We start from the raw sequence: 24,408 nt of genomic DNA on the forward strand, positions 1-24,408 counted from the left end.
CACAAATGTTATACAATTCCCATATCATAAGTTAAAGATATTATAAATATCTGAAAACAGCAATATTATCTGTTAATATTCGATTAAAATACCTGATTTAATGTTGAAATGCTACATCTAGTGTTAATATTATCCGTTTTTGGCTACGGACTTTTTTTGCCTCATCAATAAATCAAAAAAATAATTTCTGCCAAGTGAAACTTCACTTGACAAAAATTATTAGAAACATAAACGCAATTAGTACTATAATATTTTATCTGTTGCTTTTTTTTTAATTAAGCCACTTTTTTAATGTATCCATAATCAATTTCTGGTCTTCCGCAGAAAAATGTTTGACTCTAGTAGAATGGCTTCCTTGCGGAAGTACCATTTTTAGAGCATCAACGCTAGGTTTAGGCGTTGGAGAACATGAGAACCAAGTGTCGTAACCTCCATAGATATACAAAATTTTATCTCCTTTATTCTCAACATATTTACGCACTTTCTTAATGTATTTTGGATTATATTTTATCACAACATCTTTAGGCGCAAATCGCGCGTTAGAACTGCTTTTTACAATAGTTAACAAATCGGCAACCGGTTCAAGATCAAAACCATAATACCCTAACTCGCTTAAATGCTGATAATAAGAAGGCAGATAGACAAATGACATTTTATCATTGTAAGTTCCTACTCCAACAATTTTATTCAAATAATCGAAAAGCTCTTTTGCAGAGGCGTTTACTGGCGGAATTTCATCGCATTTTCCTCCCCATTGCCAAAACGAAAAAGGAAATTCTAAAACAGCATATTCCAACGCTTCCGCGAAAGGAACTTCTGTAAATTGCATCTTTTTCTCAGCTGAATATTCTTTAAAAACCTCTAAAACAGCTTCTCTATTTTGTAAAACAGCTCTTTGAAAAGCCGTTATTTTGGCTCTGCATTCTTCCGTTCCAACTGTTCTGGTGTGAGTTATAGTTCTTGGATCTTCGCAAGTATTAATTAGCGGCGCAACATAAGGCATTGCCACATCAACATCATTTGGATAAATTGATTTATAAATTAAGGATGTTTCTCCTCCTTTGCTGATTCCTGTTGAAATCCATTTTCCTGAGTATATTTTTTTCAGTTTAGTTACAATGTTATGATAATCTTCAATAGCCTGATCATTCGTCAGGTATTCCCATTGAATCTGATTTGGTCTTGATTTTCCGTAAAAACGATATTCAACAGCAACCTGATTGGCTTGTAACAAACTGCTCACTTCACTCTTAATATTCTCGGTATTATAGCCGTGAGTTTCAATTACAGTTGGTCTGTCATAACCTAAATGCGAAAGATAAATATAATGCTGAAAAGTCCCTTTTTCTGGGTGTTTATGATCCAGAGGTTCATCTAAAATAAGCTGGTACGATTCGGTATAGTTTTCTAAATTATCAATTCGCGTTATGATAGCTTTTGGGAATAATTCAGTCAGTTTTTGCTGTAGATTTGCTGAAGATTCCTGTGCAGAAACTGCAAAAATGTTTAGGAAAAGAAAGAACAGCGTAATAATAAAGGATTTTCGATTCATTTTTAATCTTGTTATTTTAAAATTTTAAAAGTAAGTGCAATATCCAGCAGAAACTGATATTATATTACCCTTAAAATGTAATATTTTATCTAGTTTACATTAACATAGGACAAAATAAAAATAATCCTTTAATTTTATTGAAAAATTGAACTTTGCGTAAGTTTAGTAAATCATTAAACATTAAATAATAACTTAAAAAATAAAAAAATGGCAATTGGAGTTGGCGGATCAACTATAGATATTGAACTAGAAAAAATACAAAACATGACGCTTGGTGTTATACCAATCGGACTTCCTGAGTATAAACAGCGCATAAAAAAAGCGGTTACTTTAATGAAAGAACAAAATTGCAAAGCGCTTTATGTTAATGCCGGAACTAATCTGTATTATTTTACTGGAACAAAATGGAATCCGTCTGAGCGTATGGTTGGCGCCCTAATTTTTGAAGATGAAACAGTTGAATATATTGTTCCAAAATTTGAAGAAGGAACTTTTAAAACTTTCATGAAAATTGAAGGAAACCTAAATTTCTGGGAAGAACACGAGAGTCCTTCTGAATTATTTGGCAATATTCTAAAAAGTAAAAATATCACTGATGGCAATATTGCCTTGGATGAATCGGCTGCTTTTTTTCTAATTGATGCAATCTCAAAAGCGAATTCAAGCTTTAGTTTTGTAAATGCTCAACCGATAACAGCAGGTTGCAGAATGCATAAGTCAGCAAATGAAATTGCTATTATTCAAAAAGCGAAAGATATTACTATGGTGGTTCAAAAAGCAGCTGCCAGTATATTATATCCAGGAATTCCGGTAAGTTCAGTTGTAGATTTCATTCATAAAGCACATATTAAGGCTGGTATTGCATCTGGTTCTTATTTCTGCATTGTTCTTTTCGGAGAAGATTCGCAATATCCGCATGGAGTTACTGCTCCTCAAAGTTTAGTTGATAATGATGTAGTTTTGATTGATACAGGATGTCGTTTAGAGGGCTATTTGTCTGATATCACTAGAACTTATGTATACGGAACTCCAAATGACGAGCATAGAAAAATATGGAATCTTGAAAAAGCCACTCAAAAAGCAGCTTTTGATGCTGCTCAAATTGGAGCAACATGTGGTTCTGTAGATGATGCCGCTCGTAAAGTTTTGGCACAAGCAGGTTTAAGCGGAGATTACGAAATTCCAGGATTGCCACACCGAGTGGGTCATGGTACAGGTTTAGACATTCACGAATATCCTTATTTAGTACGAGGCAATCAAACCATTTTAAAAGAAGGAATGGTAGTTAGCAATGAGCCTATGATCTGTATGCCGGGACAATTTGGTATTCGTCACGAAGATCATTTTTATATGACGGCTGAAGGTCCAAAATGGTTTACAGAACCAATGCAGAGTATTGATAATCCGTTTGGATTATAAGCATAAAATAATTTTGATTCAATATTTTCAAAAGAGCTATCTATTTAAGATGGCTCTTTTTTTATTAGATATATGTCGCCCCTCTGGAGCTTTTGATCTTTGGAAATTGTATTTTCTCTATAAATATTTTGCTTCTCCGAAGATTTTGAACATCTGGTGATTCTCTTTGTGTTCCAATGGTTGAAACCATTGGTTATGTTTAAATTTAAATTTGATTTTTATTAAATATCCACTCCAATAAAGTTTTTTCTAATATTTTAAATGCTTCGGAGAAGCAAAATATTTATAGAAAAAATACAATTTCCAAAGATAAAAAAGCCCCAGCGGGGCGAAATATTAAATTATTAATAAACAGAAAAAAATAGGGCTATCTCAAAAAGACAGCCCTTTTCATTTTTAACTAAATTAACTTATTACTCAACCAATAATTTTTTCTTTTCTACAAACTTACCATCTGTAGCCACAACAATATAAACTCCTTTATTTAAATATTTAAGAGAATAAACACTTGTATTATGAACCACATCTACCAAATGGCCTGTGCTGTTGTAAATTGATACTTTAACTTTATTGATATCAATATTTTCAAAAGTAAAGTTTACAATATCTGAAGCTGGGTTTGGATACATTGTAAATGCTTTTGCCGTATTTGTATTTATGCCTGGCAAACCAGCACTTCCAGATTGTAGATCAATTGTATGAGAAGCACTCCAATCACTAAAAGCTTCACCATTTTTTGCTTTCACTCTAAATTCATATACCGTTTGAGTTCCTTGTTTCGGAATCCATAAATAATATGTTGTAGAAGTTCCTGCAGATGTCCATCCAGAAGAAGTATTCAATTGCACTTCATAAGATGCCGCATCTGCTGATGTTGCCCAAGAAGCATAAAATCCTGATGAATATACACCTGCATTTCCAAGATTAGCTGGAATTGTTAAAGTTGCTGGATTTGGCGGAACAGAAGCTCCTGCTTGAACCGTGTAATCTTCTATTTCACCATCTCCTAGATTTCCGCAAGTTGAAGACGGATTGGCATTATACTTCATCACAACTCTCATTCTAGTTGTTCCTGTAAATGTTGCAGGCGTAAAACTTGTCGTTACGGCACCATTAGATGAAATATTATTAATTACTTTCTCTGATGCTTCAAACTGATTGTTTTTATTGTAGTCAATCCATACTCCCCAATATTCTGTGTAGGCAGAACCACTGAAACCTGGAGTTAAAGTAACGCTTGTATTTGCATTCGGATTCAAAGTAATCACTTTTGAAGTATAATCTGCATAACCGTTTGTTTCTTTTCCTGATGCATTTACAAAACTTCCTACTGCCACAGAACTTATATATTCATAACCGTTTGTTCCTTGCGCACTGCACAATGGAGCAGCAGGAATTGTCACAGTAGCCACATTTGAATAAGCAGAATAATCAGCACCTGATTTTGCTCTAGCTCTATATTTATAAGTGCTGTCGGCAATTAAACCTGTATTGGTATAAGTAGCTACAGTACTAGCTAGTGTCGCAATTTCAGCATAAACATCATCTGAACCCGCTCTTTCAATAATTACATTTGTAGCATTTGTACCATTATTAGTCCAGTTAAGAACTGCTTCTAAATTGGTTACAGCAGCCGTCAAATTTGTTGGAGCCAATACCGTATTTGTTGTTTGTACTCCTGCTAAAATTGGCTCATTTGGTTTGGTGTTATAAGCATAATCCAACACAGTATACCCTACTCCGCCAGCTTCAACTTTTACATGCATCCATCCGTAGCAAACACGCCCTCTGCTTGTATATTCAAAACCAACATATCCAGTTTTATTATCCCAATTTGTATAAGTAGCTGTTCTCAAATCTAATTGATTCGGATATGCTCCAGGTGCAGCAAAATTACTAGAAGCTCCAATAGAAGTACCTTGTGATAAGAATGATATATTTCTTGTTCCCGCTTCAGAAACCAGTCTTTTTCCGTAAGTTTCTATTTTTAAAGCTGCGGCCGCATATTGCCATGCTCCATACTCCGTATTGTCTCCAATACCCATATCAAAATACTGCCAAGTCGATGCTGCATTAGCTGTATAATCTGGATTGTTTACATAAAACACCCCGTAAGGCGCATCAAATTTTAAATTGATTGTTTTAGTAGCGGTATCCAAAGTCGCTATTCCGCCTGTAATTGCAGCATCTTTAAACGTAACTGTAATAACAGCATCGTTTGTTGTATTGTGTGCAGTTGCTTTTCCTGTAAAAGAAAGTACAGTTTTAGAATTGCTTTCAAGAGTTAAAACTGCAGTTAAACCAGCTGGTACACCTGTAATTGTATAGTCGGTTCCTGCTGTAAAAGTGCCAGTGCTTTTTGTAAATGTGCCATTATTGGTACTCAAAGCAATTGTCGCCGTTGAAGTTACACTTCCATCATTTACTTCAGCTTCATACAATGTTTCTGGTGATAAAGTTGTTGCCGTTTTATCGGTCATTCCTGTGTAAATTGGAGTGTTCGGTTTTGTATTATAAGCATACTCCAAAATTGTATAACCGTCACCATCGGCGTTTACTTTTACTTTAAACCATCCATAACAGGTAAGACCATCCATTAAATAATCAAATCCTACGTAACCTGTTTTTCCATCCCAAGCTGTGTAACTCGCTGTTCTTAAATCTAACTGATTTGGATATGCACCTGGAGCTGTCATATTGCTTGTTGGCCCAACTGCTGTGTTTGCATTCAATAATGAAATATTTCTAGTACCCGTTTCGCAAACTAACCTCTTCGCGTAAGTTTCAATTTTTAAAGCATTTGCCGCATAACGCCAGCCTCCAAATGCACGATCGTCTCCTTTTGCGATTTCAAAATACTTCCATGTCAATGCTGATGAAACCGTTACATCTGGCATATCTACAAAGAAGGTTCCGTATGGATCTGAAAATTTAAAATTAAAGTATAAAGAAGTACAAGATAAATCAGTTGTTCCTCCTGTAAAAGCGGCTGGTAAAAAACTAATTCCGCCTGATGCATTGTTGCTTAATGAATGATTTGTTGCTTTTCCTGTTAATGTAACCGTAATTTGATTGTTAGAATTTACAGTAAGCACAGGAGTAATTCCTGCTGGAAAAGTATGAGTAAAATGAGTTCCTGCTGCCAAAGTTCCAGAAGAAACCGCAAAAGTTTTGGTTCCGTTTAGTTTGATTATTGATGAAGTATCAAAAGAACCGTCATTTATAATAGCTTCTTTAAATGCTACAGCCGATGCAGTAAGCGTGCTTCCTGTAGCATTAACACCTGTATCAATTAAGTTTTGTGCCTGCCAAAGCGATTTTCTCGCAGGATGTTCCAAAGCGGCTAACATTCTGTCAATCTGACCTTGTGTATACATTTTGTAACAGCCTTGCGCTCCATTATATCCCATGTAGTTTTCGAAATTTACTTTATCTCCACTACAGTTTGTTCCTGGAGTACAGCCTAAAGTATGCTTTGCGTCTTCTGCTGGAGTATCAGCAACTTCATCAGTTCCTGTACATCCACCTTCAAAAGTATGAATCAGATTTAGAAAGTGACCAAATTCGTGAGTAAGCGTTGCTGAGAATTCTTTACTATAGGAGTTATCATATAAATAAGCTCCGTTGAAAACAACACGAGCAGTATTGTTTGTCGTCATATCTGAACTTGGATACCAAGCAACTCCTGAATTATTTGTAGCGCCGTCATTATACAAATCGTTCTGAATATAGACATTCATGTATTTAGTATTATCCCAAGCGTCGGCAGCGATCTGGTCATCGTAGCCTCCACCGTTTCCATAGCCATTTTTCGTTGGATGAAAAATAACTCCCGTAGTACAACCGCCGTTAGGATCTTTTTTGGCGAGTTTAAATTCAATATTGAGCGTTCCGCGTCGAGCTTGAAAAAAAGATTCAACTGTTTGATAATCTGCATTACGCCCATTAAAATCATCATTAAGCTGAGCCAAATGATTAACAATCTTTTCGTACGTCACTGTTTTTCCGCCTTGTACATCTCCATAAATATGAAATACTACTGGAATTGTGTAACTAGTAACTGCAGCCGTTTTTGCTGTGGAAGATTTACGCTGTGCTGCAAAATTTTTACTGAAAACATCAAAGTTCTTTTTCTCTTGAAGTGCATGAGGGTTATTCCGGTACACTTTTTCATTTTCTTCGCTTGTCCGACAAGGCAAACCTTGTGCGCTAACTTTCATTATACTGAAAAGCAGAAAGCAGATTAGTAATTTTAATTTCATTTGTTTAGGTTTTTAATTAGTAATTGATCAAAGTTACCGCGGAAGCTTCTATCTTTCTGATAGTATTTTATTCAGAAATAATACATAATTATCATATTTTTAACCTTAAAAAAACATATAATTAAAAAATAATCAAAATAAAATATCAAAAACAAATCCATTCAATTTAACTAAAAAAACATCTGCCATCCCTTACAAATACTATAAAACAAAAAAAACCAGCACTTAAAAGTGCTGGTCTCAAAAACAAATTAAACTAACTCAAAATTAAAATTTGTCCCAAAAAATCTTCGTTGTCATTAAATCTCCGCCAATTGCTGTTGAAGCAGCTTCATAATTAGCTGTATTCAGCGTTTTATCAGATGTGGAATAAATATTTCTAACAGGAACTTTACCATCAGCTTCTTGAACCGCTGTTGGAGGCGCCATCAAAATTGGATAATCTAATCTTCTGTATTCTGTCCATGCTTCAAAACCACGATTGTAGTACGCGATCCAAAGCTGGTACGCAATTTTTTGTTTATCGGTTCCTACTGCAGTAGCAAAAGCAACATCAGGGCGTGCTAAGTAAGTCTGAATATCTGCGTTTGCAACTCCCCAAAATTTCATGCTTGCTTCTATTCCTTTTGTATAATACGCAGCCGCGTCGGCACCAACATTAAAACCTCGGCTTGCCGCTTCTGCCAATAAAAAGCAAGTTTCGGTATAATCGAATATAACTCCTGGATTTGTTTTTTCTCTCAATCTTTCGCCAGTACTTGTATAATTGGCGTAAGTAACCTGTTGTGCGTAAGGCGCTCCTTTATATTCACCATTTATTTTTGATTCCGGATCGAAGAAAAAATCGCGTCTCGGATCTTCTTTTCCGTTTAACTCATTAACAAAAATTTCCGCAATGTTGATTTGATTCTCACTTACTAAACTATTGTATAGCGGATTCATATCTACATTTGAAGAAAAATACTGAAACAATGCCGTATCTGCTTCTTTATTCATAACTCCTGAATTAAAAGCACTTTCTACCATAGCTTTTGCTTTCACAGCATCAACATCTGCAAGATGCAATCCCATTTTCAGTTTTACGCTATTGGCTAAAGTTTTCCATTTTGCCACATTTCCATGAAAAATTAAATCAGCATTTCCAAAACTTCCATTTTCATCATTCAAAGCTGCAATGGCAACATCTAGACGAGCAGCCAAATCAAAATAGATGGTTTTAGCATCATCATATTTAGGAAGCGGGAATTTTTTAATATCCAAAGCTTCAGAATAGGCTACATTCCCAAATAAATCAACTAGAGTTTGATAAGCCATTATAATCTGAACTTCTAAAATAGCAAGCTGATTTTTCTTCACAGCTTCCTCAACAGGCCCTAGTACTTTTGTATTTTGAATCTCTTTTTGTGCATTAGTCAAATCTTGCAATACATCTCTGTACAATGTTACAGCATGTGAACTTCCTAAGTTTCTTTTTGCTTGATTATAATTGGCCTCATCTGTATAAGTTGCCGTTGACCAATGCTGTGCATAGGCTCTGAAATTATTTGAATTTACTGAAGCATTTGTTAGAAAGTAAGCATAATTCACCTGCGCATTGGTCATCAATGCGCTTGGTAGGGCAGTTTCATAAGCTTTTTCATTTTTGTTCATGTCATCTAAGTTATCACATGACACCACTGCACATAAAACAGCTCCTGCAAAAAATATTGTTTTTATAATTCTCATGTCTTTATTTTTTTAGAATTGAACTTTCATGGTAAAACTGTACTCTTTTGTTGTTGGCAATACTCCAGTTTGAAAGCCCTGTAAATTACCCGAAGACGCTCCTGCTTCAGGATCTGCATAAGGCAGGTTTTTATGAATAATCCATAAATTGCTTCCGTTTACCGCAAAGACCATGTTGCTGATAAACGTGTTTTCTATAAATCTTTTTGGCAGTTTATAGCTCAATCCAACTTCACGCAGTTTTACATATGATGCATCATAAACATATTCCTGCTGAGGCATAGCATTGTAAAAAAAGTATCCGTCTGTTCCAGTTACACTTGCTGTTACATCATTTGGTGTACCATCTTGTTTTACACCATCTAACAATATTCCACCACCATCTGCAACTGGCTCACGCTGAGGAACTCCATTGTGATTTTTACTCACTGTACTTTCGTAAATTCCTGTCGCATGTCCGTATTGCTGATCTAGAGAATACACATCTCCGCCTTTTTTAACATCAATCAAGAAATTGAAAGAAATGTTTTTATATGTCAAAACGTTATTAAATCCACCAATCCAATCTGGAGCTACGTTACCAATTACAGTTCCTGCGGTTTGCAAGTATCTTCCGTTTGAACGAATTACTTTTTCTCCGTTTAAATAAGTATATCCCGAACCCACTAACTGCCCTACTGGCTTACCTACTTCTGCCACATAATTTACTCCTTGGAATGATCCTAATGAAATCTGACTTGCTCCTCCTAAAGAGATTACTTCATTTTTATTGGTTGACCAGTTCACTGTAGCTTGCCATGAAAAATCTTTTGTTTTTATTGGAGTTGCATTTACAGTTACCTCAAATCCTTTGTTCTGAACATCTCCAGCATTGATCCATGCTCTTGTATATCCCGTCTGTGTTGGAGTTTCTATAGAAAGAATCTGATTTGTTGTATTGGTTTTGTAGTAAGAGAAATCAACTCCCAATCTGTTTTTGAAAAACTTAAGTTCAAGACCAGCCTCTACTCCTTTTGTCAACTCACTTTTCAAATCAGAATTACTTTTATCATTGTCCGTAGAAAAGCGAACTCCACCAGGTCCAAAGTTGAAATTTTTAGGATAAAGTGTAGACGTTACCGCAAATGGCGCATCGTTTCCTGTTTCAGCATAATTAAGACGCAGTTTTCCAAATGACAGCCAATCAGCTTTTATATGATTGCTAAAAATATAAGTCCCCGTAATTGATGGATACGAATAGGTATTATTATCTTTTGGCAAAGTAGATGATTGATCTACTCTATAAGTTCCTTCAAGGAAATAGGTGTCAAGAAAATTAAAACTCGCCATTCCGTAAACACTATTTGTACCTAGAGTTATTTGTTGTTCTTCCGGGCTTGTAATGCCATCAATTGAATTAGTCAAAGCATAAATTCCCGGAACAACCAATCCTCCATTTGTTAATGCATAAATAGAATTGTTAACCGAACGTCTTGAGTTTCCTCCCAACATACCATTAAAACTGATTCCATCAGTAATAGCCGTTTTAAAATTCAACACTAAATCCAAATTGATTTCACGGAAGTTTTTATCAAATCTAGAATATTGACCAAGACCATTTGGCGTTCTTTTAGAACCCACAGCAATACGTTCTTCCTGTAATTGATGATAAAAATCTACAGCACCACGCCCCATAATGTCAAACCAATTGGTAACTTCTGTTTTCACCACTACATTACCAAAGAAACGATCTCTTTTTAATGAGTTGTAATTATTATAGCGCTGGAAATATGGGTTATCATGAAACTGTACTCTTAAATCGGTTGGACCGTACACATTCCAAGTGGTATTTTTACCTGTTAATTCGTAAGCATCTTTTAAATCTTGAAAATCGGCATTAGTTGTATACCATTGTCTAACACTGCTTAAATAGTTATTTCCACCATCTCCATAACCTGTTTCATTCATTCCAATGGCATCAGATGTCAAATAGTTTGCCGATGTAGAAATTCTTGTTTTTGGTGTAACTTTATAACTTCCAGAAAAGTTGAAATTATCTTTTCTGTTATTGCTATTAGGAAGGATTGCTTGCTGCTGATTGTAATTGGTATAACCAAATCTAAAATCTCCCTGATCATTTGCAGCTGAAAAAGAGATGCTATTAATATACGTTAAACTGTTTTGATAAAAACTGTTAGGATCATTTTTTACAGCTGTATATGGAGTTGCCTTACCGTAAGTTGGCAATTCTGGATAAAACGAATTCCAGTTATAAACTAACAATGAAGGATCAAATTTTGGCCCCCAAGCCGCATCGTCAGTAGCTGTATAAGGATGAACTCCACTTCCTAAATCAACTGTACCATAAAAATCACCATATCCTCCGCCGTATTGTTTTTGATACTCTGGCAAAGTCTTTTTGTCTACTACTCCAATATTAACTCCTGAACTAAAATCAAATCCTAATCCGCCTTTAGTTTTGCTTCCTTTTTTTAGCGTCACGATAATAACCCCGTTTGAAGCTCTTGATCCGTACAATGCTGTAGCCGCCGCGCCTTTTAAAACGTTCATGGTTTCAATATCGTCCGGATTAATATCAGAAGCGGCATTTCCGTAATCGTAACCGCCTTTGTTTCCTCCAGATTTTTGATCTGCTGTATTGGTATTGTCATTATTCAATATAATTCCATCAACAACCCATAATGCCTGATTATTTCCCGTTAACGAACTAGTACCACGAATTACAACATTGGTAGAACCTCCAATATTATTATTTCTTCTAATTTCTACACCGGCAATTTTTCCTGAAATATTATTCGAAACGTTACCTGTATTTATCTTTGTAAGCTGATCTCCATTTATTTCTTGTGTTGCATAACCAAGAGATTTTTTCTCTCTTTTAAGTCCCAATGCTGTAACTACGATTTCTTGCAATTGTGTAGATCCTGCGGTCATTTTTACGTTTATGCTGTTGCCGCGTGCTGGAATTTCTTTAGTCTGCATTCCAATAAAGCTAAACACAAGAACCGCATTTGCATCAGCTTTTATTGAATATTTCCCATCAAAATCAGTCTGAGAACCTGTTTGAGTTCCTTTTACCAGTATCCCAACACCTGGCAACGGAACCCCATTCTCATCTGAAACAATTCCTGACACCACCCGATCTTGGGCAAAAGTCAGTTTAGTCAACAGTACAAAAAAGAGCACTGCAATTTTTCTAAAATTAATCTTCAATTTCATAAAATGGTTTTATAATTAATGTGGCAAATATTTTGCTTTTTAGATAATTTTTCTGATAATATATTACCGAAAAACCTGCTTATATTACCCTATAAATGTCAATTTCGCAATTACACATTTACTATATTACCATTTAGAAAAAAAATTAAAAATCAAACACTTAACTTAAAACCAAAAGAAATGAATACATAAAAAAAGGAGAACTTCAATTAGATGAAATTCTCCTTTTTTTTATAATATGTAGTTTTTTTATTTTGCTCCTGGCGGGCAATTTTTTTCAATAAATCTGATAAAAGTATCTGTCAGATGTTTTTCTGTTCCTTCTCCTTCATCAATGCTATGAGAACGATTTGGGTAAATCATTAAATCAAACATTTTATCGTATTTGATCAATTCATTAATTAAAACTTCTGCATTTTTATAATGCACGTTATCATCGCCCGTTCCGTGAATATACAGCAAATTTCCTTTCAGATTTTTAGCATGCGTTACAGGAGAAGCTTTAATATAAGCTGCCTGATTTTCGTCTGGCAATCCCATATAGCGTTCTGTATAAATATTATCATAGAAATGCTGATCTGTTACTGCTGCAATTGCAATTCCTGTTTTATAGATTTCTGGATACTGAAACATTAAGTTTAAAGTTACAGCTCCACCTCCGCTCCAGCCATGAATTGCTACACGGTCAGAATCGATGAAGTTCCACTTTAAAACTTCTTTGGCTGCCATTGCCTGGTCGCGCGTATTGATGATTCCGATATTTTTATATATTGATTTTCTCCATTGTGTCCCTTTCATTACCGGAGTTCCTCTATTATCCATGGCAATTCCGATATAGCCTTTTGGAATCAATTCAGCGATAAAACCATTAAAATATGGTCTGTCATTGGCCACTGAAGCCATTGGCTCTCCGTAAACAAAAAAGAAAACTGGATATTTTTTTGAAGGATCAAAGTCCAATGGTTTTGCCATTACACCATCAATCTCTACTCCATCTTCTGTTTTTACTTTAAACTTCTCCATCGAATAATTTCGTCTTGGAGCTGCAAAAACGTCTGCTTCTTTTGGATAAATCTTTTGATGACCAGACAAAGCAATCAACCTCTGATTATTATCTCTAGAAATACTAGAATTGGTATGTCTTGCATAAGCTGCATCTGTAGAAAAAACATATCTATTTGTGCCGTCAAAAATTGCTGGAGTTATTCTTTTTGTCTTTTTCGAACTTAAATTTGTTTCATACAAATAACGCTGAGTAGCATCGTCTGGACTTGCAATAAAATATATTGTTTTTGTTTTTTCATTATAGGCTTTAAAATAAGCATCAAAATTAGTTTTGGTGATTAGCTCTTTTGATTTTCCGTCAAGGCTTATTTTATAAACATGCATCCATCCGTCTGCGTCAGAACTCCATAAAAAGGCTTTTCCGTTGTCTACAAACTGGCAAGGAAAAACATCATATTCACCAGCAGAAGTATCAAACACGTCAATCCATGCTTTTGATTCTTCTTTATAAATCACTCTTGCCGCACCCGATTTCGCATTGCAATCGTACATCGTAACCTGATTCTGGTTTCGATTTAACTGAACCACCATGATAGACTCATTGCTAAGCCATTTCATTCGAACCAAATAATTATTATCCGGTTCACCAGGAATATTTAACCAATTGGTTTGAAGAGAATCAATATTTACTACTCCAATTTTTACAGAAGAAGGTTTATCTCCTGCTTTTGGATATTCTACTGGAATAATTGTCGGATACAACGAATCTGTATTATTGATCATGAAATGGAATTTGGTAGAAGTTGCATCTACTCTCCAAAAAGCAATGCTCTTTCCGTCTGCACTCCATCTAAATCCATCACGCGCAGCCAGTTCTTCTTCATAAACCCAATCAAAAGTTCCATTAATAATTTTATCTGTTCCGTCAGTTGTTAGAGGCGTAATTTTTCCAGAATTCAGATTTTCAACATAAATATTGTGTTTTGAAACATAGGCAACATTTTCATTATCGCTCGAAAATTTTGCAAACATTAAAGATGATGCATCTAAGTTTTTACCTAATTGTTTTCCCTTTCCTGTAGCCAAATCAAAATACCAATAATCGCCTCTGGTATTGTCTCTCCATACTTTCTTAGAATTTGTATAGACTAATACTTTTGTTTTTGAATCGTTCCAAACCAATTGTTCGATTTCGCCTGTAAATCCAGCAGTTGCTAATTGCGCTTTTGATAAAATAGTGTTTTGTTTGTCCAGTTTATCGACATCATAAACGACTACATTATTGTCTTGATTCACCCAAAAAGAATGAGAATTTGGTAACCAATTTAGATTGTTAATATCGATCTTCTGTGCGAAAACAGAGGTGCATATAAACAGTACCAACAACAAATATTTTCTCATCTTATCCTTTTTTATTTTTAATTAAATTTTCAATTTCGCCGATTTCAATAGGCAAGGCTTCACTCAGATTGATATTTCCATTTTCTGTTATCAAATAATCATTTTCCAAACGGCATCCTATTCCTTCTTCTCTAATGTAAATTCCAGGTTCGCAAGTAAGCACCATTCCCATTTCAAAAGGTCTTGAATACAAACCAACATCGTGAACATCAAGTCCTAAATGATGCGCAGTTCCATGCATGAAATATTTCTTGTAAGCTGGTTTTTCTAAATCTTGCGCTTTAATTTCTTCTTCTGTAATCAACCCTAACTTTACCAATTCAGCTTCAATTAACTTTGCCATTTGAAGTTCATAATCTTTTGATAAAACTCCAGGTTTTAGCAATTTTGAACCTTCTTTTAGACAATGCAAAACAGATTCATAAACCTCTTTTTGCCTCGGACTGAAAGTTCCGTTAACCGGAATACATCTTGTGGTATCTGAATTATAGTTGGCATAACAGCTTCCAAAATCTAGCAAAACCATTTCATTCTCTCTGCAAATATCATCATTGGTATTATAATGCAATGAGCATGCATTTACGCCAGATGCAACAATTGATCTAAATGCTTGTCTCGTTCCACCGTTTTTTACGGTGGCATAAAGCAATTCAGCTTCTAATTCGTATTCTTTTATATTCGGACGTATTGCGCCTAAAATTCTATGAAAACCTTCAACACTAAGCGCTGTTGCTTTTTTGATTAAATCAACCTCTTCGTTTGATTTAATTGGACGCAACTCACGCGTTATTTTTGCAGCACGTTCGTATTGATGCAATGGATATTTTTCTTTGCACCATTTAATCATTCGGTCTTGTCTGGTTTCTATTTCAGAAGTTACCCTTTTGATATGCTCATTGTGACCTAAATAGATAATGTCAGCTTCAAAAGCAAAAAGCTGTAAAGTCTTTTCAAATTCATGAAGCCATTTGATATTCTGGATTCCGGAAATAGCTGTTGCTTGTTCTTTAGTCAAAAAATTACCATCCCAAAGAAGTGTATGTTCATTTGCTTCTTTTACAAAAAGTATGGCCTTATTTTCTTCTTTAAACGCATCTGGAAAAAGCACCAAAATGCTCTCATCTTGATCTATTCCTGACAGATAAAACAAATCATTGTTTTGCGCAAACCCCATAACATCATCAGCGTTATTAGGCATTACGTCATTTGAAGTTAAAATAGCCAAACTGTTTGGCTTCATTTTTTCAGTAAATCTTTTTCGGTTTTCTATAAACAAAGAAACCGGAATCGCATTGTATCTCATATTTTATATTTGGAATCTGTCAATAGCTACAGAAGTCGGTTTGCCAGAAATAATTTCTGTTATGATTTTTCCTGTTGCCGGTGCGAGACTTAATCCCATCATGGCATGTCCTGTTGCTAAGGTCAAATTTACAACTTTTTTGTCTCTGGCAATAATGGGCATTCCAGATGGCGTACAGGGTCTAAACCCAAACCAAGTGTCTTCTGTTTTTGGCATTTCCACTTTCATATCTGGGTAGAAATCATTAATGCTGCTTATAATTCCTTGAAGCCTGTTTGCATTTATTTTATTGTCTTTGGCGTGTGTTATTTCCATAGTTCCTCCAAATCTAATATCATTTGCCATTGGAGTTACGGCCACTTTTCCTTCGCATAAAATAGATGGAATACTTGGTTTTTGGGATTTATCTTTTAAAGTAAAACTGTATCCTTTTCCTGGTAAAATAGAAATTGAGATATTTAATTTTTTAGCCAAAAAAGGACTCCAAGATCCTGATGCCAAAACCACTTCGTCAGTTCTAAAAAGCCCTTTATCGGTAACAATTTTTTCAATTTTATTTCCTTCTAAAATAAAATCTTTAACGCTGGTTTGTGAGTGGATTTCGACTTTTAAACGAGATAATTCCTCTTTGATAAAAGCCATAAATTTTTGCGGATACAAATGAGCATCACTTTTATAATGAACTCCTCCAATTACATTGGTATTGGTTCCTTTTTCTAAAAGTGCCACTTCAGATTTTGAGAGATAATCTACTTCAAGCCCTAGACGTTCTGCTTCTTTTCCTTCGTGATGCATTTCTTCTCCTACTTTATCACTTTTATAAAGCATTAAAAGCCCTTTTTCTTCATAAAAGAAAGAATTATTCTCTTTCGCAAAATCCTGATATAATTCTTTACTTAATAAAGATAGGTCACGTAAAGCAGGCATCGCATTTTCTACATGACGTAAATTGGCATGTTTATAAAACTGCATTCCCCAGTTTATTAAATCTTTGCTTAAACGAGGTTTTACATAAAATGGACTACGGCTGTCAAACATCCATTTTATTCCTTGAGCAATCATACCCGGCTGTGCCAGCGGAATAATGTGCGATGGTACAATCATACCTGCGTTTCCATACGAACAGCCATTGTTCATATCAGATTCATCAAATACGCTCACCTCGTAACCTTCCTTTGCAAGATAATAGGCAGAACATAAGCCAATAATTCCACCGCCAATAACAGCAACTTTTTTCATAAATTTTAATTCGTTAAGAGTTCTTTGAACTACTAATTATATTTTAAACCTGTTGGATTAGATTATATGTTTCATTAAGTTAAAAATCAATTGCCTTGGTCTTTGCTTAGCAATAGTTTTCTTGCATCGATTTTTAAACATAGCCCGTGGTTGAAACCACGGGTATGCAATCAAAAAACAATCTATAGGAACCCATGTTTGAAACCACGGGCTATATCTAAATACTATTTATCCTAAGCTCAAATCTGAAATCAAAAATCTCTTAACGTAAGACATTGATCTTTAGATAGTGATAATTAAAATTATAAAAGATGGTTTTAGCTTAAACAACAACCATGTTAATTTGGCTAAAGCCCATCTTATTTACAATTTCTAAAATCCCTTAGTTAAAACTAGGGACTATTTAAAAAACAATAATTTAATTTAACCAACAGCTTAATTATATTATAACCTGATTTTTAAATAACCTGAAATCCAAATGCATATGGATCGTCGCTTTCATCAATTATAATATTATTGTATCCGTACACTTTTGCCCAACCTTGAATACTTGGAACAATAGCTGGAATATCTCCAATAGAAGTTTCTTCTACCACCTTTCCAATAAACTTACTTCCAATATAACTTTCGTGAATAAACTCTTCTCCTTTTTTCAATTTCCCTTTAGCGTGCAATTGTGCCATTCTAGCCGATGTTCCAGTTCCGCATGGCGAACGATCGATTGCTTTATCGCCATAGAAAACGGCATTTCTGCCAGATGATGTTGAGTCAATAGGTGATCCTGTCCATAACATATGCGATACATCTCGAATTGTATCATTCTCTGGGTGGATGAAATAATCTGGATATTTTTCGTTAATTTTTTTACGCACTTCCTGACTATACTGAACAATTTTACTTGCTGTAAAATCTTGAACACCCGAAAAATTCTTTTGCGGATCGACAATGGCATAGTAATTTCCTCCGTAAGCCACATCAAAAACAATTTCGCCCAATTCTGGACAATCAATAGTAAGTCCTTCTGCAGCTAGATACGATTTTACGTTGGTCAGACGTACCCAATCTACTTTTTTGCCTGTTTGTTGATATTCAATGTGCACTAAACCTGCAGGCGCTTCCATTTTGATGATTCCAGGAACTTTTGGAGTAACCAAACCTTCTTCGACAGCAATTGTGATAGTTCCAATTGTTCCGTGTCCGCACATTGGAAGACAGCCGGAAGTTTCAATAAACAGAATTCCAAAATCATTATCAGGATTATTTGGCGGATACAAAATGCTTCCGCTCATCATATCGTGCCCTCTTGGTTCAAACATTAATCCTTTACGAATCCAGTCATACTCTTTTAAGAAATGCTGCCGTTTTTCGCTCATCGAATTGCCTTGTAGATTTGGTCCGCCACCGGCAACAACCCTAACTGGATTCCCGCACGTATGAGCATCTACGCAAAAAAAAGTTTTCTTTACCATTTTATATTTGAGATAGTGTTAGTTTATTATTTACTGTACGAACAATTTGCAGCGGATTCTCGTTTTGTAATTCAGCTGGCAGCAAATGATCTGGCCAATTCTGAAAACTTACTGGGCGCACCCATCTATACACTGCATCTATACCAACTGCTGTGTAACGCGAATCTGAAGATGCAGGGTAAGGTCCTCCGTGAAGCATAGAAGCACAAACTTCTACACCTGTAGGAACACCATTATAGATCAAACGACCTACGCGATTCTGCAAAGCACCAATTATCCCTTTATGAGATTCAATTTCGTTCTCCTCACTTATGATTGTTCCTGTCAGCTGTCCTTCAAGCTTAGAAATTACCTCTATTAATTCAGCTTCATTTTCACATTCAATTAAAATAGAAAATGGTCCAAAAACTTCATTGTGCAATACTGCATTTTTTAAAAATTCTTTTCCATCAACTTTTAAGACAGTTGAAGCACCGTGATTTGGTGTTGTCTCTCCTTTAAATTGCGCTATTCTTGAAACTCCATTCTGCTCTTCTATTTTTGCAATTCCGTTATTAAAATCCGCATAAATAGAAGGATGAAGCATACAGCCTGGCTGAATTTTTTCGATTGCCTGATCCAACTTTTCAGTAAAATCATTTAATTCTTCTCCTTTCAAAGCAAGCAATAACCCTGGATTAGTGCAAAATTGCCCTGCTCCTAAAGTAATAGAACCTGCATAAGCCGTTGCCCATTTTTGGCTATTTTTTTTCAAAGCATTAGGCAATAATACCACTGGATTAATACTTCCCATTTCGGCAAATACCGGAATTGGTTCTGGGCGCTGTGCAGCTAAATCACACAAAGCGCGGCCGCCATTAATGCTTCCTGTAAAACCTACTCCTTTTACTAATGGATGTTTTACCAAACTTGTTCCAAGCGTTCTTCCATCACCGATAAGGTTAGAAAAAACACCTTCTGGCATATTGCTTTTCTGAGCCGCTTTTATGATTGCCGAAGCGACCATTTCGCCCGTTCCAATATGCATCGAGTGGCTTTTTACAATAACTGGACAACCCGAAGCCAAAGCTGAAGCTGTATCTCCTCCGCTTGTAGAGAATGCAAAAGGAAAGTTACTTGATCCAAAAACCACAATTGGTCCTAGAGGCACTAACATTTTGCGTAAATCTTCTTTTGGCGCAGGCTGTCTGTCAATTATTGCAGTATCTATTGTTGCTTGCACCCAGCTTCCTTCTGTAAGCATATCGGCAAAAGCTTTCAACTGGCCGATTGTTCTTCCGCGTTCTCCTTCTGCTCTACCTCTCGGATAACCCGATTCGGTGCAATATTGAACTAAAAGATCATCTCCTAATGCTAAAATTTCATCAGCAATAGCGTTTAAAAATTTAGCTTTTTCAATACCAGAATAATTTTTATAACTCGCAAATGCTTGATTGGCTAGCGCAACCGCTTCTTCAATTTCATCTTGAGTTGCCTCTGTAAAAACCCATGGATTTTCTGTATTCAATAGCGGATTAAACGTTTTTAGTATTTTTGTACCGCCTGCTTTTAGCTGGCTTCCTATATAATTTTTTCCTGTAATCATGTTTTCTTCTTATAAATGAATTAAGAGCAATTTTAGTTTTCAACCACTGTTTTAATCTCAAGTTTCAGTCGCAGCCCCAGTAAACGCAGTAACCGAAAACCCTGACTGTAAATGGAAACTGAAAAACTGAGACTGCGACTGAAAGCTGAGAACCGAGGCTGAAAACTAAAAAAGCAAAGCCAATCTTTTAAATATGCGATTATAAATTTTTATAATCTGGCAAAGTTGGTCTTGTGCGTAATCCTTCAGCAATAATCGCTAAAACTCTTTCTCTTTCTGCTCCTTGCAATGGCAATCTTGGCGCACGAACATATTCTGAACCAATTCCTGTTGCAACCTCTGCTAATTTGATATTCTGAACCAAAAATGCATTAATATCCAATTCTAATAAAGGCAAGAACCATCTGTAGATTTTCAACGCCTCATCAAATCTTCCTGCTTTGGCCAATTTGTAAATTGCCACTGTTTCTTCAGGGAAAGCACAAACCAATCCAGAAACCCATCCATCAGAGCCCATAAATAAACTTTCTAATGCTAATGTGTCTACTCCTGATAATATTTTTAAACGATCTCCAAAACGGTTGATCATTCTAGTAACGTTAGAGATATCTCTAGTTGATTCTTTTACTGCTTGAATGTTATCGTATTTTAATAATTCTTCAAACATATCTAAAGTAACTTCAATTTTATAATCAACTGGATTGTTGTAAACCATAATAGGAAGAGAAGTGTTCTTTGCTACTTCACTATAGAAAGTAACCGTTTCAAAATCAGATGCTTTATAACGCATTGGAGGAAGCATCATTAATCCTTTTGCTCCATCTTGTTCAGCTTTATTAGCAGCCAAAATTGCATTTTTTGTAGATTGCTCTGCAATATTCATAATTACAGGCACTTTATTTTCTGTTAGCGAAACGGTATGTTTTACTAATTCTCTTTTTTCTTCTTCTAAAAGCGTACTAGCTTCACCTAAAGTGCCTCCTAGAATAATTCCTGACACTCCGGCATTTAATTGTGCCTTCATATTAACTTCAAACATATTGAAGTCTAATTTGTCATCTGCAGTAAATTTTGTAGTTACTGCGGGCATAACGCCATTCCATTGAATACTCATAATTTTAATTTTTTATTAAGGCCAAAATTATCTAGAAACAACAGAGCGCACCCTTTAAAAATTACCACAAAATGATACTATATTACCCTCTATAGTGGTAAAATCTAAAAAACAGAACATTATAGCATCATTTTTTTATTCAAATACAATATATTTGATTATAACTAACTAACCACTATATGAAAGTTTTCCCATTCAAAATTCCAAAATCCGGAGAAGATCCCCTTATATATCAAGAAGATATCGAAGTATCATTTTATGATAAATTGCATCAGCATGAAGAAATTCAAATTAGTTTTATAGAAAAAGGAGAAGGTGCCGTTTTTGCCGGTGACACTATTTCGCAATATCGTGAAGGTGATATACTGGTAATTGGAAGCAATTTGCCACATGTTTTTAGAAGCGACGTTCAGGAAAATGTAATTTCTGTAATGCGCACTTTGTTCTTTACATTCAATTCGTTCGGAAAAGATTTTTTTGAACTCCCTACTTTTAGAAATATCCATCCTACTCTAGAAAGCAGTAAAAACGGTTTCATAATTCATAATGCACCGAAAAAAGTTATCAAATATTTTAAAAAACTGAAAAAAGCAGATAGTTATACCCGTTTTATATTATTTCTAGATATTATGAAATGGCTCTCAACATCTGAAACCACTCCGCTTTCTAATTATTTATATCAAAAGAAAATAACAGACAACGAAGGAAAAAGAATGCAGATTGTGTTTGAATATGTAATGACCAATTTCCATAAAAATATCACGCTTGATGAAATTGCTTCGATTGCCAGTATGACCAAAAATGCCTTTTGCCGGTATTTTAAAGTACGGACCAACAAGTCTTTTTTTCAATTTCTAATTGAAGTACGAATTGAGAGAGCGGCAAAATTATTATCTAATAATGAAGAACTCTCTGTTTTGGAAATTGCCGAATTATGCGGTTTCAATAATATTTCCAATTTTAACCGAAAATTTAAGGAATTAAAACAGCTTTCGCCTTTACAATATAGAAAACTGAATTTATAGATTGTATGATTTCACGCAGATTTGAGCAGATTAAATTAGATTTTTTTTAATGAAATCAGCAATGCGTTTAATATATGGTGGATGTACTTTGTGTTGACGCACTACGGTGCGTCTCTACAGATTAAACTTTCTCTTATATCATAAAAAGGCTTTGATTTCATTAGAAATCAAAGCCTTTTTTGTTATTTACGAAAAATAATCATTCTTACTTGACTTCACCTTTTTCAGGCTGTAAGTCCTCTAGAATTGGAGTTTCAGTCGATTTCACACTTGTTTGAAGCTTGTCATTTTTTTGTTCAAAAATTACAATTTCGTTGCTTCCCTCGTTCAGCCAGCATCCTGGCACATATAAGGTTTGCTGTGGCCCAACACTCCAGTAACGTCCAATATTGATTCCGTTAATAAATACAATTCCTTTACCCCAATCACGCATATCTAGGAAAGTATCACCTTTTTTAGCCAAATTAAAAGTTCCCTGATAAAGAGTAGGCTGCCCCGCTTTTGCATTGTTTTTAGCCTCAGCAAGATTTGGCATTTTATCCATTGGCAAAGGATACATATTCCAGTCACCAGTTATGGTTTGCCCGTTGATGATTACAGGCGAAATTATACCTTTTGTACTATTGATGATTTTTGCTCCGTAATTAATACGCCCCATGTTTTCAACGATAATGTCTAAAGTTGCATTAAAAGGAACGTCAATCGTACATTCATAGTTTTTGTAATAACTATTCAACTCAGCAACTTTTTGTCCATTAACATAAACAATAGCATAATCACGAAGTCCCTTTAGCTCTAATTTCCCATTAATAGGCTGTTTGAATTTTTTGCTGTACCAAACATAACCGTGCCCTTGATTCAATTCTTCAAAAGTCATCGGTTTTTCATTGTTTACCGGTTTAATTTTATTCTTCAACGATTCTAAAGCAACTGTTTTCGTTAATTTGATTTCTGGTATTGCAATGACATTAATTTTTGCGGGAACATTAGGTGTATTTGCTGTTTTTAATAAATCACGAAGAGCATTATACTTTTCGGTTGCCCAGCCAGCCTCGCTAATTGGAGCGTCATAATCATAGGAAGTTAAATCAGGTTGAATATCATGATTTCCGTCATAATTTGCACCAGAAGTAAATCCGAAATTTGTTCCTCCATGAACCATATAATAGTTAAAAGAAACGCCAGCATCAAGATATTTTTTAGTTTGTTTTGCCACTTCTTCTGCACTTACTTTTGGAAAAGGTTCTGCCCAATGATCCAGCCAGCCCGGATAAAACTCAGCTACCATATAAGGCCCTTTTCCTCCATTAAATTTGTTTACTACTTCTTTTAACTTCGTAACATCGTCCTCTCCGTTAGCGGTTGGCAAAGCCCCTGGAAGTGCACCTTCAGCAAATAACCAGCTTCCGTCTGATGTAAAGAATGGTACATTAAACCCAACATCTTTTAATTGTTGAAAAACCGCAGCGCTGTATTTTTTATGTTCTTCTATCGAAATATCTTTGCGTTGTGCAACATACGAACCAAATTCGTTTTCGCCCTGAACCATGATAATTGGCCCACCATTGGTTACCAGTAAATTTTTCACCTGTCCATAAAGTGCTGTAAAATATGCTTTTGTCGCTGCCAAATACTGTTTGTTATTTCCTCTAATTACCATGTCTGGCACTTTCTGCAAAAACCAAGGATAGCCACCAAACTCCCATTCGGCACACACATACGGACCAGGGCGTAATATTACATAAAGCCCTTCTTCCTGAGCGATCTTGATATACTCAGCTACGTTTCTATTTTCGGTTTTAAAGTCCCATACTCCGGGAGCGGTTTCATGATAATTCCAAAAAACATACGTTGCAACGGCATTTAATCCCATGGCTTTCATCATTTGCAAGCGATGGCGCCAATATTCTTTTGGAATTCTAGCGTAATGCATCTCGCCACTATGAATTTGAATAGGCTTGCCGTCTAATACAAAATTGCTGTCTTTAATAGCAAATGTATGTTTTGTTTGCGCATTTGCTTTTCCGACCAGCAAAAGGAAAACAGATAAAATAAAAAGACTTTTTTTCATTTGATGATATTTAGATTAT

Annotated in this window: 13 protein-coding genes; 2 read left to right on the forward strand and 11 right to left on the reverse strand. The window is 35.3% G+C overall.

Translation table 11 applies throughout. The features are described from left to right. Positions 1–271 precede the first annotated feature (271 nt). Positions 272–1,552 (reverse strand): S28 family serine protease, encoded by a 1,281-nt coding sequence (locus RB618_RS16925; protein WP_308069818.1) that lies wholly within the window; start codon positions 1,550–1,552, stop codon positions 272–274. A gap of 207 nt (positions 1,553–1,759) precedes the next feature. On the opposite strand from RB618_RS16925, the gene RB618_RS16930 reads away from it, so the two are divergent. After that, the gene (locus tag RB618_RS16930; protein WP_308069819.1) at positions 1,760–2,971 is read left to right on the forward strand and encodes a Xaa-Pro peptidase family protein; all 1,212 of its coding nucleotides are present in this window, start codon (positions 1,760–1,762) and stop codon (positions 2,969–2,971) included. Positions 2,972–3,384: 413 nt separating this feature from the next. On the opposite strand, the gene RB618_RS16935 is transcribed toward RB618_RS16930, so the two are convergent. The 9 genes from RB618_RS16935 to RB618_RS16975 form a co-directional block, all read right to left on the reverse strand. Further along, a complete protein-coding gene (locus RB618_RS16935; RefSeq protein ID WP_308069820.1) occupies positions 3,385–7,233 on the reverse strand; it encodes a M43 family zinc metalloprotease in 3,849 nt (1,282 codons plus the stop codon). Positions 7,234–7,500: 267 nt separating this feature from the next. Continuing rightward, the gene (locus tag RB618_RS16940; protein ID WP_308069821.1) at positions 7,501–8,958 is read right to left on the reverse strand and encodes a SusD/RagB family nutrient-binding outer membrane lipoprotein; all 1,458 of its coding nucleotides are present in this window, start codon (positions 8,956–8,958) and stop codon (positions 7,501–7,503) included. A gap of 12 nt (positions 8,959–8,970) precedes the next feature. Further along, positions 8,971–12,177, reverse strand: a complete 3,207-nt coding sequence (locus RB618_RS16945; RefSeq protein ID WP_308069822.1) for a SusC/RagA family TonB-linked outer membrane protein — start codon at positions 12,175–12,177, stop codon at positions 8,971–8,973. 249 nt (positions 12,178–12,426) lie between these two features. Next, the gene (locus tag RB618_RS16950) at positions 12,427–14,583 is read right to left on the reverse strand and encodes a DPP IV N-terminal domain-containing protein (RefSeq protein ID WP_308069823.1); all 2,157 of its coding nucleotides are present in this window, start codon (positions 14,581–14,583) and stop codon (positions 12,427–12,429) included. 1 nt (position 14,584) lies between these two features. Next, positions 14,585–15,886 carry a Xaa-Pro aminopeptidase gene (locus RB618_RS16955; RefSeq protein ID WP_308069824.1) on the reverse strand — a complete coding sequence of 434 codons (1,302 nt, stop codon included), beginning with the start codon at positions 15,884–15,886 and terminating at the stop codon, positions 14,585–14,587. Positions 15,887–15,889: 3 nt separating this feature from the next. Continuing rightward, complete coding sequence (locus RB618_RS16960) at positions 15,890–17,125, reverse strand: FAD-dependent oxidoreductase (RefSeq protein ID WP_308069825.1); 1,236 nt, start codon at positions 17,123–17,125, stop codon at positions 15,890–15,892. A 458-nt stretch (positions 17,126–17,583) separates the two neighbouring features. Next, positions 17,584–18,594 carry a 4-hydroxyproline epimerase gene (locus RB618_RS16965; RefSeq protein ID WP_308069826.1) on the reverse strand — a complete coding sequence of 337 codons (1,011 nt, stop codon included), beginning with the start codon at positions 18,592–18,594 and terminating at the stop codon, positions 17,584–17,586. A 1-nt stretch (position 18,595) separates the two neighbouring features. Beyond that, positions 18,596–20,179 (reverse strand): aldehyde dehydrogenase (NADP(+)), encoded by a 1,584-nt coding sequence (locus RB618_RS16970; RefSeq protein WP_308069827.1) that lies wholly within the window; start codon positions 20,177–20,179, stop codon positions 18,596–18,598. Between the two features lie 199 nt (positions 20,180–20,378). After that, on the reverse strand, positions 20,379–21,293 hold the full coding sequence (locus RB618_RS16975) for a dihydrodipicolinate synthase family protein (protein ID WP_111364674.1): 915 nt from the start codon (positions 21,291–21,293) through the stop codon (positions 20,379–20,381). 179 nt (positions 21,294–21,472) lie between these two features. Between RB618_RS16975 and RB618_RS16980 the strand changes: the two genes are divergently transcribed. Next, the gene (locus RB618_RS16980; protein ID WP_308069828.1) at positions 21,473–22,318 is read left to right on the forward strand and encodes an AraC family transcriptional regulator; all 846 of its coding nucleotides are present in this window, start codon (positions 21,473–21,475) and stop codon (positions 22,316–22,318) included. Between the two features lie 205 nt (positions 22,319–22,523). Here RB618_RS16980 and RB618_RS16985 read toward each other — a convergent pair whose 3' ends face one another. Beyond that, positions 22,524–24,389, reverse strand: a complete 1,866-nt coding sequence (locus tag RB618_RS16985; RefSeq protein WP_308069829.1) for a beta-galactosidase — start codon at positions 24,387–24,389, stop codon at positions 22,524–22,526. Positions 24,390–24,408 lie beyond the last annotated feature (19 nt).

The sequence above is a fragment of the Flavobacterium sp. LHD-85 genome (assembly GCF_030929595.1).
In the GTDB taxonomy this organism is placed as follows: Bacteria; Bacteroidota; Bacteroidia; order Flavobacteriales; family Flavobacteriaceae; genus Flavobacterium.

What these genes read in the sequence shown, in the direction of transcription:
- RB618_RS16955 (WP_308069824.1), bottom strand. Translation starts at nt 15,886, where the DNA reads ATGAGATACAATGCGATTCCGGTTTCTTTGTTTATAGAAAACCGAAAA.
- RB618_RS16945 (WP_308069822.1), bottom strand. Translation starts at nt 12,177, where the DNA reads ATGAAATTGAAGATTAATTTTAGAAAAATTGCAGTGCTCTTTTTTGTA.
- RB618_RS16985 (WP_308069829.1), bottom strand. Translation starts at nt 24,389, where the DNA reads ATGAAAAAAAGTCTTTTTATTTTATCTGTTTTCCTTTTGCTGGTCGGA.
- RB618_RS16970 (WP_308069827.1), bottom strand. Translation starts at nt 20,179, where the DNA reads ATGATTACAGGAAAAAATTATATAGGAAGCCAGCTAAAAGCAGGCGGT.
- RB618_RS16930 (WP_308069819.1), top strand. Translation starts at nt 1,760, where the DNA reads ATGGCAATTGGAGTTGGCGGATCAACTATAGATATTGAACTAGAAAAA.
- RB618_RS16950 (WP_308069823.1), bottom strand. Translation starts at nt 14,583, where the DNA reads ATGAGAAAATATTTGTTGTTGGTACTGTTTATATGCACCTCTGTTTTC.
- RB618_RS16960 (WP_308069825.1), bottom strand. Translation starts at nt 17,125, where the DNA reads ATGAAAAAAGTTGCTGTTATTGGCGGTGGAATTATTGGCTTATGTTCT.
- RB618_RS16940 (WP_308069821.1), bottom strand. Translation starts at nt 8,958, where the DNA reads ATGAGAATTATAAAAACAATATTTTTTGCAGGAGCTGTTTTATGTGCA.
- RB618_RS16935 (WP_308069820.1), bottom strand. Translation starts at nt 7,233, where the DNA reads ATGAAATTAAAATTACTAATCTGCTTTCTGCTTTTCAGTATAATGAAA.
- RB618_RS16925 (WP_308069818.1), bottom strand. Translation starts at nt 1,552, where the DNA reads ATGAATCGAAAATCCTTTATTATTACGCTGTTCTTTCTTTTCCTAAAC.
- RB618_RS16975 (WP_111364674.1), bottom strand. Translation starts at nt 21,293, where the DNA reads ATGAGTATTCAATGGAATGGCGTTATGCCCGCAGTAACTACAAAATTT.
- RB618_RS16965 (WP_308069826.1), bottom strand. Translation starts at nt 18,594, where the DNA reads ATGGTAAAGAAAACTTTTTTTTGCGTAGATGCTCATACGTGCGGGAAT.
- RB618_RS16980 (WP_308069828.1), top strand. Translation starts at nt 21,473, where the DNA reads ATGAAAGTTTTCCCATTCAAAATTCCAAAATCCGGAGAAGATCCCCTT.